We start from the raw sequence: 16,049 nt of genomic DNA on the forward strand, positions 1-16,049 counted from the left end.
CCTCAGTTGATCTGGTTCTGCTTGTAGTAGCCCGAACCGACCAGCACCGGTTCCCAGTTGCTCTTGTCGACCACCACCGGCTTCAGCAGGTAGGACGGCACGACCTTCTTGCCGTTATTGTACGTCTTGGTGTCGTTCACCGTCACCGTCTTGCCCGACAGCGAGGCGTCGACCATGTCGGCGGTCACCTTGGCGAGCTCGCGGGTGTCCTTGAAGATCGAGGAATACTGCTCGCCGGCCAGCATCGACTTCACCGAGGGCACCTCGGCGTCCTGACCGGTGACGACCGGCATCTTCATGCCGCCCGAGCCGTAGCCGACGCCCTTGACCGAGGACAGGATGCCGATCGACAGCCCGTCATAGGGCGAGAGCACGCCGTCGAGCTTCTTGTCCGAGTAATAGGCGCTCAAGAGGTTGTCCATGCGGGCCTGGGCGGTGGCGCCGTCCCAGCGCAGGGTGGACACCTTGTCCATGCCCATCTGGCCGGAGGCGACCTTCAGCGTGCCGTTGTCGATCAGCGGCTTCAGCACCGACATGGCGCCGTCGTAGAAGAAATACGCGTTGTTGTCGTCCGGCGAGCCGCCGAACAGCTCGATGTTGAACGGCCCCTTGTTCTCGGGATAGCCGAGGCCCTTCAGCAGCGACTGCGCCTGCAGCACGCCGACCTGGAAATTGTCGAAGGTCGCGTAGTAGTCGACATTCGGCGTCTCGCGGATCAGCCGGTCATAGGCGATGACCTTGATGCCCTTGTCGGCGGCCTGCTTCAGCACATCGGACAGGGTGGTGCCGTCGATGGAGGCGATCACCAGCACCTTGGCGCCCTTGGTCACCATGTTCTCGATCTGCGAGAGCTGGTTGGGGATGTCGTCCTCGGCATATTGCAGGTCGGTGTTGTAGCCGCGCTCCTTCAGCACCTTCACCATGTTGTCGCCGTCGGCGATCCAGCGGGCGGAGGACTTGGTGGGCATGGCGATGCCGACGGTCGCCTTCTCCTGGGCGGAGGCGGCACCGGCGAACATCAGCGCCCCGAGGGCGAAGGCGGAAAGCGTCGTGGTCAGGCGTTTCATCTCGGTCTCCCATTTGGATTGGATGGCCGCGTTTTCGCGTGCCGTGTTCTTGGCGGCGAGCGGACACCGGGTCCGTCGCCGCGCGCGACGTCAGCCGCGCCTCACCGCGAGGCGCGCAAGCTCTCCCGTGGGCGCGACGGGCGGGCCGCGCTCATCGCACCCCTCCCCCGGCCGGCGCGAAGGCGATGCGGGCCGCCTCGTGCAGCCCCTCGCGCACGCAGGTCTCGGCATCGCGCCGCGCGACATCGGCGATCTCGGCCACGGCGAAGGCACGGCGATACAGCGCCGCCGCCGCGCCGGAAGCGATCAGCACCGTGCCGTCCAGCCGGCCGAGACGCTGGCGGGCGCCGGCGATCTCCATGCCGATCAGCAGGCCGGAGAGGCGAGCCTGCGCCTCCTCCACCGGCACGTCGGCGAGCAGCCAGCCGGCACGCAGCTCGAACAGGCGGTTGCCCACCGTCTCCGGCGCCTCCAGCGCATCGGCGACGCCGCGCGCGAAGGCCGGCGCGGCGGGATCGACCGGCGGCGCCCCCTCCACCGCCGGCGCGATCACCGAGCCGGTGCGCAGGAGCTGGAACAGTTCACCGGTCATGAAGGTGGAGAAGCGCTCGACCGCGCCGTCCTCCAGCCGCACCCATTTGGAGTGGGTGCCGGGCAGGCAGGCGAGGCCATCGAACCCCTTGCGGTCGCGGTGCCCAGCCTCCCGGCCCTCGCGCGACAGCGCCAGCATCTGGGTCTCCTCGCCGCGCATCACGTCGGGATGGCGGCGGCGGCGCTGGGCGATGCCCGGCAGGATGGCGACCTTGCGGCGGGCGGCGGGCACCGCGGTGGCCAGCTCCGCGAGCCGGTCGAGGCGCACCGGGGCGTCGAGATAGGCGGCCTCCTTCCAGCCCGAGCGCGAGCCGACCATGCCGCACATCATCGCCGGCACGCCGGCGGGCACGCCGAGCGCGGCGAGATGCGATTCCAGCACCATCTCGAAACCCTCGGCGGCGGAGGCGGCGAGCCCCTGGGCGCTGCGGCGCTCGGCCAGCACATGGCCGTCAGCATCCAGCGTCCACAGGCGGAAGCTCGACGTGCCCCAGTCGACCACGACATGAGCGGGAACCCGCATCACAGGCCTCCCAGCCGCACGCGCGGCTCGGCGCGTCCACGCGCGCCGACATCGAGCAGGAAGGTCCGGCCATGGCCGGGATCGCCGGCGCGCGCCGCCTCGTCCATCCCCTCGAAGGCGGAGGTGACCAGCAGCCGGTCGAAATCGCGGCCGACGAACACCGGGCAGCTCGGCTGCCGGGCCGGCACGTCGAGGCTGCGGACCAATTCGCCGGCCGGCGAATAGACGTTGACCCGGCCGCCGCCCCAGATGGCGCACCAGATCAGACCCTCGGCGTCGGTCACCGCACCGTCGAGGCCGCCGGGCTCCGGGCGACGGTGCAGCGCCCGCGGCTCGCCCTCCGGCAGGCCGGTCAGCGGGTCGAGCTCGACCCGGAACAGCGTGTTCTCGCGGGTGTCGGCGAAATAGCCGACCGTGCCATCCGGCGAGAAGCAGATGGCGTTGGGGATGCTGATGCCGGAGAACAGCCGCAGGAGGGCGCCGGCGCGGAAGGCATAGATGGCGCCGGCGCCCTGCTCGGCGCGCTTGCCCATGGTCGACACCCAGAAGGTGCCGGAGGGATGCACCCGCGCATCATTGGAGCGCGTCGCCGGATCGTCGGCCTCGATCTCCGCCACCTTGTCCAGCCGGCCGCTGGCGATGTCGCGCAGCATCAGCCCGTGCTCGGTGGAGATGAGCTGGCGGCGCTCGTCGACGATGGCGAGAGCGCTCGCCATCACCGGCAGCTCATGCACGCGGTGCGCGCCGCCGGAGGGGCTCTGGGCGTAGAGGTGCTTCTCCAGAATGTCGAACCACCACGCAGTGTCGCTCGCCGCGTCGTAGCTCGACCCCTCGCCGAGATGGCAGCGCGCGGCGCAGAGCAGCGTCGCCGCCCCAGCGGGCAAGGGGGCAGCGGCTTGAGTGGGGGCGCTAGTGGTTGTCACGCGGCATCCCCATGGTCTGGGCGATGCGCTGGTAGCGCACCGCCGGCTCCAGCACCGCGCCGGTCTCCAGCTGGCCGACGAAACTGCGCTGAATCTCCTGCCAGGGCGTCTGGTGCGCCGGATAGTGGTAGCCGCCGCTCGCCGCCAGCTCCTGCCGGCGCCGTTCCAGTTCTTCCTCGGAAATCAGCATGTTGGCGCTGTTGCGCTTCAGGTCGATGCGCACCCGGTCGCCGGTGCGCAGCAGCGCGAGGCCGCCGCCGACCGCCGCTTCCGGCGAGGCGTTGAGGATGGAGGGCGAACCGGAGGTGCCGGACTGGCGGCCGTCGCCGATGCAGGGCAGCGCATGCACGCCGGCCTTGATGAGGTAATCCGGCGCCCGCATGTTCACCACTTCCGCCGCGCCGGGATAGCCGACCGGACCGGCGCCGCGCATGAACAGCACCGTGTGCTCGTCGATGGTGAGCGCGGGGTCGTCGATGCGGGCGTGGTAGTCCTCCGGCCCGTCGAACACCACCGCGCGACCCTCGAAGGCCTCGGGATCCTCCGGGTTGGAGAGGTAGCGGTCGCGGAACTCCTGCGAGATCACGCTGGTCTTCATGATCGCCGAGGAGAACAGATTGCCGCGCAGTACGCGGAAGCCGGCCCTCTGCTTCAGAGGCGTCTCATAGGGACGGATGACGTTCTCGTCCTCGATGCGCGCTTCGCGGCAATTGTCGCCGAGGGTACGGCCATTGGCCGTCATCGTCTCCTCGACGATAAGCCCTTGATTCATCAACTGCTTGACCACCGCCGGCACGCCGCCGGCGTGGTAGTAGTCCTCGCCGAGATATTCGCCCGCCGGCTGGAGGTTGACCAGCAGCGGCACCTCCTCGCCATAGGTCTGCCAGTCGTCGATGGTGAGCTCGACCCCGACATGGCGGGCCAGCGCGTTGAGGTGGATCGGCGCGTTGGTGGAACCGCCGATCGCCGAATTCACCCGGATGGCGTTGAGGAAGGCGTCGCGGGTGAGGATGTCGGAGGGCTTCAAATCCTCATGCACCATCTCGACGATGCGCAAGCCGGTGCGGTAGGCGACTTCCTGCCGGTCGCGATAGGGCGCCGGGATGGCGGCGGAGCCGGGCAGTTGCATGCCGAGCGCCTCGGCGAGCGAGTTCATCGTCGTCGCCGTGCCCATCGTATTGCAGTAACCCGTTGACGGCGCTGAGGAAGCTACCAGCTTGACGAAGCCGGCATAGTCGATCTCGCCGGCCGCCAAGAGCTCGCGCGCCTTCCACACGATGGTGCCCGAGCCGGTGCGCTCGCCCTTGTACCAGCCGTTCAGCATCGGCCCGACCGACAGCGCGATGGCGGGGATGTTGACGGTGGCGGCGGCCATCAGCAGCGCCGGGGTGGTCTTGTCGCAACCGATGGTCAGCACCACGCCGTCGAGCGGGTAGCCATAGAGGACTTCCACCAGGCCGAGATAGGCGAGGTTGCGGTCGAGGCCGGCGGTGGGGCGCTTGCCGGTCTCCTGGATCGGGTGCACCGGGAACTCGATGGCGATGCCACCGGCCTCGCGAATGCCCTCGCGGGTGCGCTTGGCGAGCTCGATATGGTGGCGATTGCAAGGGGATAGATCGGATCCGGTCTGGGCGATGCCGATGATCGGGCGCCCGCTCTGCAGCTCTTCCTGCGACAGGCCGAAATTCAGGTAGCGCTCGAGATAGAGCGCGGTCATGTCGATGTTGTGCGGGTTGTCGAACCAGGCGCGGGAGCGCAGCTTGCGGTCGGATTTGGGGGCGTTGCCGTGCATGATGCTCTCCTCAACCTTCGAACGGTTCCACCACGATACGCCGACCGAGCAGGAATGCATCGGCGACGTGCTGCAGCGGCGACAGGTCGACATCGCTGGCGCGACAGGCGACCAGATCGACGAAGTGTCTGTAAATGCCGGGATATTCGGCTTCCGGTTCTTCGATCAGCGACTTGCCGTCGAGGAACAGCTTCGAGCCGCCGAGCGACAAGGTGAGTTTTCCCGCCGCCGTCTCGACATGGATGTCCCAGGTCTGCGGGCCGGTTTGCAGGAAATCGAGCTCGGCGCGGATCGGCACTCCCGAGCTATCGGCGAAATCCAGCGCCGCCTCGATGGGAGCGTCGCGGTTCGCCGGGAAGCCGAGGGTGGCCTTCGTCAGGAAGAAGGGGTTGGGCAGGATGCGGGTCAGGATCGATAAGGCATTGATTCCAGGATCGAAAACCCCGAGACCGCCGGGCTCGAAGATCCAGTCCTGGCCGGGATGCCAGACGCGGACATCCTCCTTCCACTCCACCGTGACGGCGCGGGGGGCATGCTCGGCGAGGAAGGCGCGGGCGGGCTCCACCGCCGGCGCGAAACGCGAGTGCCAGGTGGCGAACAGCGTCCGGCCGGATGCCTGCGCCGCCGCGACCAGCGGAGCCAATTCGCTCACGGTAGCGCCGGGCGGCTTCTCAAGAAGCACGTGTTTTCCGTAACTTAGCGCCAGCGCCGCCTGCTCGCGGCGCACCTGCGGCGGGGTGCAGAGCGCCACCGCGTCGACCGCGACGTCGCTCGCCAGCAATTCGTCGAGGCCGGCGAAATGCGGCACGCCCTCCAGCGTGGCGTTGCGGCTGGCGATGGCGACCAGTTCGATCCCCTCCGTCTTCGCGATGGCGGGGAGGTGCTGGTCGCGGGCGATCTTGCCGAGGCCGACAATGGCGAGACGGATCATGACGCGCTGTCCGATGAGAGCGAAATCGAGGGCAGTGAGGTGGACGATGCGGCCGATCGGCCGACCGGGATGACCGATGCGATCATCTTCCACCCTCCGACGCGGGCGCCGGCACGATGGTGCCGTCGAGGAGGCGCGGCAGGCGCAGCGGATTACCGTCCTTCACCGCCGGCGGCAGCAGGGCCTCGGGCAGGTCCTGGTAGCAGACCGGGCGCAAGAAGCGGCGGGTGGCGAGCGTGCCCACCGAGGTCGAGCGCGGGTCACTGGTCGCCGGGAAGGGGCCGCCATGCACCATGGCGTGGCAGACCTCGACGCCGGTTGGCCAGCCATTGGCGAGGATGCGGCCGGCCTTCTCCTCCAGCACCGGCAGCAGCTCGGCCGCCAGCCCATGGTCGGCGGCGTCCAGATGCAGGGTGGCGGTGAGCTGGCCCTCCACCGCGCGGGCGACACTGAGCATCTCGGCGGCGTCGCGGCAGCGGATCACCAGGGAGGAGGCGCCGAACACCTCGTGCGACAGCGCCTCCCCGGCGAGGAAGGCGTGGGCGTCCGCGACGAACAGCGCCGGACGGCAGGCATTCGGGCCGCCTTCCCTGCCGCCGCGGGCGATCTCGGCGGCGCCGGCTTCGGCGAGCGCGGTCACGCCCCTCGCATAGGCACCGGCAATGCCGGGGGTGAGCATGGTGGCGGAGGGCGCCGCCGCCACCGCGGCGCCGGCGCTGGCGAGGAAGCGGTCGAGCCCGTCGCCCTCGATGGCGATGACGAGCCCCGGATTGGTGCAGAACTGGCCGGCGCCCATGGTCAGCGAGCCGACGAAGGCGGTGCCCAATGCCTCGGCGCGGGATTCCAGTGCGGCGGGCAGCAGGAACACCGGGTTGATGCTGCTCATCTCCGCATAGACCGGGATCGGCACCGGGCGACGCGCGGCGATGGCCACCAGAGCGAGGCCGCCCGCGCGGGAGCCGGTAAACCCCACCGCCGCGACGCGCGGATCCGCCACCAGCTCACCGCCGAGTTCGTGCGAGGTGCCGGTGAGCAGCGAGAACACGCCTTCCGGCAGGCCGGCCTTCGCCACCGCCGCGCGGATGGCGCGGCCCACCAGCTCCGACGTGCCGGGATGGGCGGGATGGCCCTTGACGATCACCGGACAGCCGGCCGCGAGCGCCGAGGCGGTGTCGCCGCCGGCCACCGAGAAGGCGAGCGGGAAATTCGAGGCGCCGAACACCGCCACCGGGCCGACGCCGATATGGCGCAGCCGCAGATCGGCGCGCGGCAAGGGCTTGCGCTCGGGGAGCGGAGAATCGAGGCGCGGCTCGTCGGCGCCGCCGGAGCGGATCCAGCTGGCGAACAGCCGCAGCTGGCCGGTGGTGCGGGCGCGCTCGCCCTGAAGCCGGGCGGCGGGCAGCCCGGTCTCCTGCGACGCCCGCTCGATGAGCGCGTCGCCGATCGCCTCGATCTCGGCGGCAACGCCGTCGAGGAAGGCCGCGCGGGCTTCCGGTGTCGTCGCGCGGTAAGCGGGGAAAGCGCTCGCGGCGAGAGCAGCGGCGGCGGCGACATCTGCCGCGCCGGCCTCGACGAAGGCCGGCTCAATCTCGACGGCGCGCGCGGGATCGACGGCGCGGAAGGTCAGGCCTTCCGTCACCTCGCGCGAACCGATCAGCAGGGCACCGGTGATCATGGTCATTTTCCCCAGCTCAACACCACGGGATCGAGCGTGCGCGCGATCTCGATCAACCCGGCGCGGGTGGCGGGATGCACCGGCGGCAGCGGCGCACGCAGCGTGTCATGGGCGATGACGCCGCCTTCCTTCATCAGGATCTTGCACGCCGCGAGGCCGGTCTGGCGGTTCTCGTAATTGATCAGCGGCAGCCAGCGGGCATAGGCGGCCACCGCCGCTGCGCGGTCGCCGGCGACATAGGGATCGATGATCTGGCGGATGCCGTCCGGATAGCCGCCACCGGTCATGGCGCCGGTGGCGCCGGCGTCGAGATCGGCCATCAGGGTGATGGCCTCCTCGCCGTCCCACGGCCCCTCGATGGCGTCGCCGCCGGCCTCGATCAGCGCCCGCAGCTTGCCCGCCGCGCCGGGCACCTCGATCTTGAAATAGGCGAGCTGCTCGATCTCCTTCGCCATCTTCGCCAGGAAGGGCACGGAGAGCGGGGTGCCGGCGACCGGGGCGTCCTGCACCATGATCGGGATATCCACCGCGTCCGACACGCCGCGATAGAAATCGTAGATCGCCGGCTCCGGCACCCGGAAGGTGGCACCGTGATAGGGCGGCATGATCATCACCATCGCCGCGCCCATCTCCTGCGCCCGCTTCGAGCGCTCGGCGCAGACGAAGGTGGAGAAATGCGTGGTGGTGACGATCACCGGCACCCGGCCGGCGACATGCTCCAGCACGGTGCGCATGACGAGGTCGCGCTCGTCGTCGGTGAGCACGAACTGCTCGGAGAAATTGGCGAGGATGCACAGGCCGTGCGAGCCGCCGTCGATCATGCAGTCGATGGCGCGCTTCTGTCCCTCGAGGTCGAGCCGGCCATCGGCATCGAACACGGTCGGGGCGACCGGGAAGACGCCTTTATAGGGACGGGCGGCGGAAGTCGTGGTCATCGGGCAACCTCAAGCGGATCGATGCGAACAGGGGTCGGCAGGTCGGCAGTGCAAACGGGTCAATGGTTGTCGCGCGGCACCGGCGAACCGGAGCGACCGACCAGGAAGTCGAAATCGGCGCCGCGATCGGCCTGCAGCACGTGGTCGATATAGAGGCGCTGGTAGCCGCGCACGGCGTGGGGCTCCGGCGCCACCCACGCGGCGCGGCGAGCCGCGAGCTCGGCCTCCTCCACATGCAGGTGCAGCGAGCGGGCGGGCACGTCGAGGGTGATGAGGTCGCCGTTCTTCACCAAGGCGAGGGGGCCGCCGGCGGTCGCCTCGGGAGCGACGTGCAGCACCACCGTGCCATAGGCGGTGCCGGACATGCGGGCATCGGAGATGCGGATCATGTCGCGCACGCCCTGGCGCAGGAGCTTAGCCGGCAAAGGCATGTTGCCGACCTCCGCCATGCCGGGATAGCCCTTCGGCCCGCAATGCTTCAGCACCATGATGCAGGAGGCGTCGATGTCGAGGTCCTCGTCGTTCACCGCGTGGTGCATCTCCTCGACGCTCTCGAAGACGACGGCGCGGCCGGTATGGCGCATCAGTTCGGGCGAAGCCGCCGACGGCTTGATGACGGCGCCATCCGGCGCGAGGTTGCCGGTGAGGATGGCGATGCCGGCCTCTTCCTTGAACGGCGCCTCGAACGGGGTGATGACCTCGGCGTTCCAGTTCGGCGCCTGCGCGACGTTCTCCCACAAAGTGCGGCCATTGGCGGTGCGGGCGTCCTTGTGCAGCAGGCCGCGCTCACCGAGCGCACGCAGCACGGCGGGCAGGCCGCCGGCATAGTAGAAATCCTCCATCAGGAAGCGACCGGACGGCATCAGGTCGACGAGACAATGGATGTCGCGGCCGAGGCGGTCGAAATCCTCGAGGGTGAGGTCGACGCCGATGCGGCCGGCGATGGCCAGCAGGTGGACGACGGCATTGGTGGAGCCGCCTATCGCCGCCAGCGTGCGGATGGCGTTCTCGAAGGCGTCGCGGGTGAGGATGTCGGAGGGCTTCAGGTCCTCATGCACCATCTCGACGATGCGGCGGCCGGCCATGCGGGCGAGCAAGGCGCGGCGGGCGTCGGCGGCGGGAATGGCGGCGTTCTCCGGCAGGCCGATGCCGAGCGCTTCCACCATCGAGGCCATGGTCGAGGCGGTGCCCATGGTCATGCAGGAGCCGGCCGAGCGATTCATGCCGGCCTCCGCCGCGTGAAACTCCTCCAGCGTCACCTCGCCGGCGCGCAGCTGCTCGCTCATCGAGATGATGTTGGTGCCGGATCCGATGATCTGGCCGCGATAGACGCCGCGCAATTGCGGGCCGCCGGAGACGCCGATGGCGGGGAGATCGGCGGAAGCGGCGCCCATCAAGAGGGCCGGGGTAGTCTTGTCGCAGCCCATCAGCAGCACCACGCCATCGAGGGGATGGGCGCGGATCGCCTCCTCGACATCCATCGAGGCGAGATTGCGGAACAGCATGGCGGTGGGGCGCATCGTCACCTCGCCGAGCGAGGAGACCGGGAATTCCAGAGGATAGCCGCCGGCATCCAGCACGCCGCGCCGCACATGCTCGGCGAGGTCGCGGAAATGGATGTTGCAGGGGGTGAGCTCGGACCAGGTGTTGCAGATGCCGATCACCGGGCGGCCGTCGAACTGGTCCTGCGGCGTGCCGGAGTTCTTCAGGAACGAGCGGTAGTAGAAGCCCATCTTGTCCTGGCGGCCGAACCACGCCTGGCTACGCAGGGTCTTCTTGCTGCGCGAAGTCTTCTTGTTGTCTGTCTCGTCGCTCATCCCGGCACCCGTTCAGCCCGCCGCGCCGTGGCGGCGCAGGCCATTGAAGATCACATGCGTCATCGCCGCGCCGGCCGCCTCGGCATCCTTGTCGGCGATGGCCTCGACGATGCGCTCATGCGCGACCACCGCGACGTCGCGCTCGCGCGCATCCGCCGGGGCGGAGAGCACGAAGGAAGCCCGCAGCGCCGCCTCGATCACCGCGCCGATGGAGCGCATGAACGGGTTGCCGGAGGCGTTGGCGATGGCGATGTGCAAGGCGAGGTCGCCCTCGGCGAAACCCTCGGAGGCGCCGGGCTCCTCGCCCATGCGGGCGACGGCGACGCGCATCAGTTCGAGGTCTTCCTCGGTGCGGCGCTCGGCGGCGAGCGCGGCCGCGCGGGGTTCAACCGCCAACCGGATCTCAGCGAGGTCGCGCAGGAAGCGGCGGTCGATGCCGGCATCGAGATGCCAGGCGAGCACGTCCGGATCGAACATGTTCCACGCCGAGCGCTCGCGCACCACGGTGCCGACGCGCGCCTTGGTGGACAAAAGCCCCTTGGCGACCAGCGTCTTGACGCTCTCGCGCAGCACCGGGCGGGAGACGCCGAACAGCAGCGTCAGCTCGGCGTCGCCCGGCAGCTTCGCCCCCTCGCCATAGCGGCCGGCGATGATGTCGATGCCGATGGTGCGCGCCACCTCGGCATGGTTGGAATGGCCGCGGCGGGCGGGGATGACGATGATCCGGGAATTCATGCGTGGGCGCCTCCGGTCGCGTGACGGCGCGAACGCCGCGCCAACCCCAGCGTAACCTGCTGGAAACCGATGAAGGCAAACAGCAACAGCCCGGTGGCGATCTTCGCCCACCAGCTCGACAGCGAGCCGTCGAACGAGATGTAGGTCTGGATCAATCCCTGGATCAGCACGCCGACGAAGGTGCCGAACACGAAGCCGTAGCCGCCGGACAACAGCGTGCCGCCGATCACCACTGCCGCGATGGCGTCGAGCTCCACCCCCACCGCCGACAGCGAGTAGCCGGACGAGGTGTAGAGCGAGAACACGATGCCCGACAGACCGGCCAGCGCGCTCGACAGCGTGTAGATCAGCACGGTGGTGCGGGTGACGTTCACCCCCATCAGCGCGGTGGAGACCCGCGAGCCGCCGAGCGCATAGACATTGGCGCCGAACCGGGTGAGGTGCAAAAGCACCATGCCGCCGAGGACGACGAGGATCATGATCATCGCCGGCACGGTGAGCCGGGCGCCGCCGGGCAGCCGCAGCGCCTGCTCGGCGAGGTGGGAATAGAGATCGGCGGTGATCGGGATCGATTCCGTCGACATCAGGAAGCTGGCGCCGCGCGCGAGGAACATGCCGGCCAGCGTGACGATGAAGGGCGGCAGCTCGAAATATTCGATCGCCGCGCCCATCGCCGCGCCGAACAGCGCCGAGATCACCAGGACAGCCAAGAAGGCGGCGAGCGGCGGCACGCCCCAGCGCTCGATGGCGATGGCGAGGAACACGGTGGAAAAACCGATCACCGAGCCGACCGACAGATCGATGCCGCCGGAGATGATGACGAAGGTCATGCCCACCGCGACGATGCCGAGAAAGGCGTTGTCGGTGAACAGGTTCATCACCACCCGCAGCGAGGCGAAGTTCGGGAAGGTGAGCGAGCAGACCAGGAAGCCGATCAGGAACACCGCCGTGGTGGCGGCGACCGGCAGGAGACGGCTGGTGGCGTTCATGCGCGCCTCCCGAACAGGTTGGAACCGAGGCCGGCAAGGCGCGGCGACTGGGCGAGCAGCACGGCGAGCACCACCACCGCCTTGACCACGAGGTTGGTCTCGGGCGGGAAGCCGGACAGCAGGATGCCGGTGTTCATCGCCTGGATGATGAGGGCGCCGACCACCGCCAGCACCAGCGAGAAGCGCCCGCCGAAGAGCGAGGTGCCGCCGATCACCACCGCCAGGATGGCGTCGAGCTCCAGCCACAGGCCGGCATTATTGGCATCGGCGCCGAGGATGTCGGCGGCGGCCACCACGCCGGCGATGGCGGCGCACAGCCCGCACCAGGCATAGACCGCGAGCGTGATCAGCCGCGTGCCGACGCCGGCCAGCGCGGCGGCACGGGCATTGCCGCCGGTCGCCTCGATGAGCAGGCCGAGCGCGGTGCCGCGCACGATGAGCAGCGTCAGCGCCAGCAGAGCCAGGGTGATGACGATCGGGGTGGGCAGGCCGAGCACCGAGCCGCCGCCGAGAAAGGCAAGCTCCGGCGAGGTGAAGGTGACGATCCGGCCCTCGGTGATCAATTGGGCGATGCCGCGCCCGGCCACCATCAGGATCAGCGTGGCGACGATGGGCTGGATGCCGAGCACCGCCACCAGGAAGCCGTTCCACAGGCCACAGGCGAGGCCGGCGCCGAGCGCGGCGGCGAGCACCACGGGCAGCGGGTAGCTGTCGGCGAGGCTGGCGGCGATGGCGCCGCAGATCGCCATCACCGCACCGACCGACAGGTCGATGCCGCGCATGGCGATGACCAGCACCATGCCGAGCGACAGGATCGCCACCGGCGCGCCGCGGTTGAGCACGTCGATCAGGCTGCCGAACAGGCGGCCATCCTGCAGGCGGATGTCGAAGAACTGCGGCGACACCACCCAGTTGATGGCGAGGATGACGAGCAGGGCCACCACTTGCGAGGTGCCGACGCGGGGAAGGCGAAGCGACATGATCCCCTCCCTCACGCGGCCTGCTCGCCCGCCGGCACATCGGCGGCGATGGCGGCGAGGATGCCGGGCACGGTGACGTCCTCGCCGGTGAGGCGGGCGACATGGTGGCGGTCGCGCAGCACGATCACCTCGTCGGCATAGGTGACGATCTCCTCCAGTTCGGAGGAGACGACGAGCAATGCCATACCGTCGGCGCACAGCCGGCGGATCAGCGCGATGATCTCGGCGTGGGCGCCGACATCGATGCCGCGCGTCGGCTCGTCGAGGATCAGCAGGCGCGGCTCGGTGGCGAGCCAGCGGGCCAGCAGCGCCTTCTGCTGGTTGCCGCCGGACAAGAGCCCGATCGGCCGCTCCGGGTCCGGCGGGCGGATGTCGAGCAGGCGGATGAATCGGGCGGCGATCTCGTCCTGCTCGCGGCGCGACAGCGGCTTCAGCGCGCCGCGCTTGGCCTGCAGGGCGAGCACGATGTTCTCGCGCACGGTGAGCTCGGCGACGATGCCCTCGGTCTTGCGCTCCTCCGGGCAATAGCCGAAGCCGAGATGCAGCGCCTCGGCCGGACTCGCCAGCGCCACCTTGGCGCCGTCGACGGTGGCGGTGCCGGTGTCGGCGGTCGCGGCACCGAAGACCAGGCGGGTGGTCTCGGTGCGGCCGGAGCCGAGCAGGCCGGCGAGGCCGACCACATGGCCGGGGCGCAGGGCGAGGTCGAAGGGCGCGACATAGCCGGCCTTGCCATAGCCCTCGAAGGCGGCGAAGGCGGCCTCGCGCTCGCCGGCGGCCTCGCCCGACGCGGCGGCGGGGGCGCGCTCGGCGGTGGCATGCGCTAGCTCGCGGCCGAGCATCATCTTGACCAGATCGAGCCGGGGCAGCTCGGCGGTGGTGGCGCTGCCGGCGAGCCGGCCGTTGCGCAGCACGGTGATGCGGTCGCAGATCGCATAGACCTGATCGAGGAAATGCGTGACGAAGACGATGCCGATGCCGCGCGCCTTCAATTTGCGCATCACCGCGAACAGGATCTCGACCTCATGGGCGTCGAGGCTGGCGGTCGGCTCGTCGAGGATCAGCACCCGGGCCGACTGGTCCACCGCGCGAGCGATGGCGACGATGTGCTGCACGGCGACGGAATAGCTCTCCAGCGGCGCGGCGACGTCGATATGCAGATCGAAGCCGGCCAGCACCGCCGCCGCGCGCCGGCGCATCTCGCCCTCGCGGACCAGGCCGAAGCGGGTGGGCTGGCGGCCGAGGAACAGGTTCTGCGCCACCGACAGGTTGGGAGCGAGATTGACCTCCTGATAGACGGTGGCGATGCCCGCCTGCGTCGCCTCCGCCGCCGAGCGCGGGGCGATCAGGGCGCCGTCGAGCCGCAGCGTGCCGGCGTCGCGATGGACGACGCCGGTCATGCACTTGATCAGCGTCGACTTGCCGGCGCCGTTCTCGCCGAGCAGCGCATGCACCTCACCCTGACGCAGGGTGAGGCTGACGCCGTCGAGCGCCCTGAAGCCGGCAAAGGACTTGGAGAAGCCGGCGAGCTCCAGCAGGGGAGCCGGATCGCGGCGATCGTCGGTCGGGGTGTCGCTCGGGGTCATGGAACGCTCTCGCCGGCGGCGGGCCTCGGTGGACAGGCTGTGGACGGATCGGTGGACAAGCCGCCGTTCTCCACAGGGAGAAGAGGTGGACGGCGCCGCCGGAGGATCGAGGCGTGAGCCCTTCCGGCGGGTAGAGAGCGGGCGGAGACGGCGAGCCGTGCGGGACGTACTGGCCCGACGGGCTCGGACGGGTCTCGCAGCGGAGCTTTGCGGAGTCGCCCCGTCCTCCTCGCCCCGCATGGACACGGCGATTGCCGCGTTCAGTTCCGGCAGGGTCGAAACCGGAAACAGCCGGCTTCGACGGAGAGGTGGCCCGCGAAGCGGATCGACGAGGGGGACGCACCGGGACGCGTCGAAGACCCCTCGCCCCGCTGCTCTCCCGTCAACGTCGGAGATTTCCGACGTTGACCCGGCTGGCGGCCTACCCCGACAACTGCCGAGATCGGTGCGGAGAGAGGGAGAGGCACCGCTTTCGCGGAACCTCGCCCGATGGAAGGCCCGCTCAGACGCTCAGTAGCCGAGGTCCTTCTTGGAATCGTAGATCGCCTTCGGGTTGTCGGCCTGGGTGTAGAGCTTGGATTCGGTCTGGATCCACTTCGGCGGCACCGTGCCCTTGTCCTTGTAGGCGACGATGGCGTCGAAGGCCGGGCCGGCCATGTTGGGGGTCAGCTCGACGGTGGCGTTGGCCTCGCCGGCCGCCATCGCCTTGAAGATGTCCGGCACCGCGTCGATGGAGACGGTGAGCACCTCGGTGCCCGGCTTCAGCCCGGCTTCCTTCATCGCCTGGATGGCGCCGACCATCATGTCGTCATTATGCGCGTAGACGGCGCAGATGTTCTTGCCGCCGCCCTCGGCCTTGATGAAGCTTTCCATGACTTCCTTGCCCTTGGCGCGGGTGAAGTCGCCGGTCTGCGAACGGACGATCTTGACGTTGGAGGCGCCGGCAATGCCGTCCTCGAAGCCCTTCTTGCGGTTGGCGGCGACCGAGGCGCCCACCGTGCCCTGGAGCTCCACCACGTTGCAGGGCTTGCCGGCGACGGTCTTCACCAGCCACTGGCCGGCGACCTTGCCCTCATGCACCGAATCCGAGGTGACGGCGGTGAGGTAGAGTTCCTTGCCGGAGGGATCGATATCGCGGTCGAGCAGCACGACCGGGATCTTGGCCTCCTTGGCCTCCTTCAGCACCGTGTCCCAGCCGGTGGAGACCACGGGGGCGAGGAAGATGGCGTCGACGCCCTGGGCGATGAAGGAGCGGATCGCCTTGATCTGGTTCTCCTGCTTCTGCTGGGCGTCGGCGATCTTGAAGGTGATGTTGCGCTTCTTCGCCTCCGCCTTGGAGACGGTGGTCTCCGCCGCGCGCCAGCCCGATTCCGAGCCGATCTGCGAGAAGCCGACGGTGAGGTCGCCCGCGCGGGCGCCGGTCGCGAACAGGGCGCCGGACAGAGCCGCAGACATGGCAGTAGCGAGCATCAAAGCTTTGAAGGACATGGCGTTTCTCCCGTGAGGTT

General features: G+C 69.4%; 13 protein-coding genes. All 13 read right to left on the bottom strand.

Going from position 1 to position 16,049, the window contains the following annotated elements; genetic code table 11:
- Positions 1–2: 2 nt before the first annotated feature.
- Positions 3–1,067 (bottom strand): multiple monosaccharide ABC transporter substrate-binding protein, encoded by a 1,065-nt coding sequence (chvE, locus tag KHC28_RS07650; RefSeq protein WP_214007753.1) that lies wholly within the window; start codon positions 1,065–1,067, stop codon positions 3–5.
- 151 nt (positions 1,068–1,218) lie between these two features.
- Entirely contained in the window at positions 1,219–2,181 is a 963-nt protein-coding gene (locus KHC28_RS07655; protein WP_214007754.1) for a 2-dehydro-3-deoxygalactonokinase, read from the bottom strand.
- Positions 2,181–3,104, bottom strand: a complete 924-nt coding sequence (locus KHC28_RS07660; protein WP_312893128.1) for an SMP-30/gluconolactonase/LRE family protein — start codon at positions 3,102–3,104, stop codon at positions 2,181–2,183. The genes KHC28_RS07655 and KHC28_RS07660 overlap by 1 nt, the downstream gene beginning before the upstream one ends.
- Positions 3,091–4,896: an IlvD/Edd family dehydratase gene (locus KHC28_RS07665; RefSeq protein WP_214007755.1), complete on the bottom strand. Its 1,806-nt coding sequence runs from the start codon at positions 4,894–4,896 to the stop codon at positions 3,091–3,093. Before KHC28_RS07665 ends, KHC28_RS07660 begins: the two co-directional genes overlap by 14 nt.
- A gap of 10 nt (positions 4,897–4,906) precedes the next feature.
- Positions 4,907–5,827: a Gfo/Idh/MocA family protein gene (locus KHC28_RS07670; RefSeq protein WP_214007756.1), complete on the bottom strand. Its 921-nt coding sequence runs from the start codon at positions 5,825–5,827 to the stop codon at positions 4,907–4,909.
- A gap of 82 nt (positions 5,828–5,909) precedes the next feature.
- Positions 5,910–7,508, bottom strand: coding sequence for an aldehyde dehydrogenase (NADP(+)) (locus KHC28_RS07675; RefSeq protein ID WP_214007757.1), 1,599 nt, complete (start codon positions 7,506–7,508; stop codon positions 5,910–5,912).
- Positions 7,505–8,437, bottom strand: coding sequence for a dihydrodipicolinate synthase family protein (locus KHC28_RS07680; RefSeq protein WP_214007758.1), 933 nt, complete (start codon positions 8,435–8,437; stop codon positions 7,505–7,507). Before KHC28_RS07680 ends, KHC28_RS07675 begins: the two co-directional genes overlap by 4 nt.
- Positions 8,438–8,496: 59 nt before the next feature.
- On the bottom strand, positions 8,497–10,254 hold the full coding sequence (locus KHC28_RS07685) for an IlvD/Edd family dehydratase (protein ID WP_214007759.1): 1,758 nt from the start codon (positions 10,252–10,254) through the stop codon (positions 8,497–8,499).
- Between the two features lie 12 nt (positions 10,255–10,266).
- Positions 10,267–10,989 carry a FadR/GntR family transcriptional regulator gene (locus KHC28_RS07690; RefSeq protein ID WP_214007760.1) on the bottom strand — a complete coding sequence of 241 codons (723 nt, stop codon included), beginning with the start codon at positions 10,987–10,989 and terminating at the stop codon, positions 10,267–10,269.
- Positions 10,986–11,978, bottom strand: coding sequence for a galactofuranose ABC transporter, permease protein YjfF (gene yjfF / locus KHC28_RS07695; RefSeq protein ID WP_214007761.1), 993 nt, complete (start codon positions 11,976–11,978; stop codon positions 10,986–10,988). The genes KHC28_RS07690 and yjfF overlap by 4 nt, the downstream gene beginning before the upstream one ends.
- Entirely contained in the window at positions 11,975–12,958 is a 984-nt protein-coding gene (locus KHC28_RS07700) for an ABC transporter permease (RefSeq protein WP_214007762.1), read from the bottom strand. Before KHC28_RS07700 ends, yjfF begins: the two co-directional genes overlap by 4 nt.
- 11 nt (positions 12,959–12,969) lie before the next feature.
- Complete coding sequence (locus KHC28_RS07705; protein ID WP_214007763.1) at positions 12,970–14,541, bottom strand: sugar ABC transporter ATP-binding protein; 1,572 nt, start codon at positions 14,539–14,541, stop codon at positions 12,970–12,972.
- Between the two features lie 510 nt (positions 14,542–15,051).
- Positions 15,052–16,029, bottom strand: coding sequence for a galactofuranose ABC transporter, galactofuranose-binding protein YtfQ (ytfQ, locus tag KHC28_RS07710; protein WP_214007764.1), 978 nt, complete (start codon positions 16,027–16,029; stop codon positions 15,052–15,054).
- Positions 16,030–16,049: the final 20 nt, after the last annotated feature.

The organism is Ancylobacter sonchi, from assembly GCF_018390695.1.
GTDB classification, from domain to species: domain Bacteria; phylum Pseudomonadota; class Alphaproteobacteria; order Rhizobiales; family Xanthobacteraceae; genus Ancylobacter; species Ancylobacter sonchi.

Excerpts from the sequence above, each read along its gene's own strand:
- chvE (WP_214007753.1), bottom strand. The coding sequence starts at position 1,067 with ATGAAACGCCTGACCACGACGCTTTCCGCCTTCGCCCTCGGGGCGCTG.
- KHC28_RS07655 (WP_214007754.1), bottom strand. The coding sequence starts at position 2,181 with ATGCGGGTTCCCGCTCATGTCGTGGTCGACTGGGGCACGTCGAGCTTC.
- KHC28_RS07665 (WP_214007755.1), bottom strand. The coding sequence starts at position 4,896 with ATGCACGGCAACGCCCCCAAATCCGACCGCAAGCTGCGCTCCCGCGCC.
- KHC28_RS07670 (WP_214007756.1), bottom strand. The coding sequence starts at position 5,827 with ATGATCCGTCTCGCCATTGTCGGCCTCGGCAAGATCGCCCGCGACCAG.
- KHC28_RS07675 (WP_214007757.1), bottom strand. The coding sequence starts at position 7,508 with ATGACCATGATCACCGGTGCCCTGCTGATCGGTTCGCGCGAGGTGACG.
- KHC28_RS07680 (WP_214007758.1), bottom strand. The coding sequence starts at position 8,437 with ATGACCACGACTTCCGCCGCCCGTCCCTATAAAGGCGTCTTCCCGGTC.
- KHC28_RS07685 (WP_214007759.1), bottom strand. The coding sequence starts at position 10,254 with ATGAGCGACGAGACAGACAACAAGAAGACTTCGCGCAGCAAGAAGACC.
- KHC28_RS07690 (WP_214007760.1), bottom strand. The coding sequence starts at position 10,989 with ATGAATTCCCGGATCATCGTCATCCCCGCCCGCCGCGGCCATTCCAAC.
- yjfF (WP_214007761.1), bottom strand. The coding sequence starts at position 11,978 with ATGAACGCCACCAGCCGTCTCCTGCCGGTCGCCGCCACCACGGCGGTG.
- KHC28_RS07700 (WP_214007762.1), bottom strand. The coding sequence starts at position 12,958 with ATGTCGCTTCGCCTTCCCCGCGTCGGCACCTCGCAAGTGGTGGCCCTG.
- KHC28_RS07705 (WP_214007763.1), bottom strand. The coding sequence starts at position 14,541 with ATGACCCCGAGCGACACCCCGACCGACGATCGCCGCGATCCGGCTCCC.
- ytfQ (WP_214007764.1), bottom strand. The coding sequence starts at position 16,029 with ATGTCCTTCAAAGCTTTGATGCTCGCTACTGCCATGTCTGCGGCTCTG.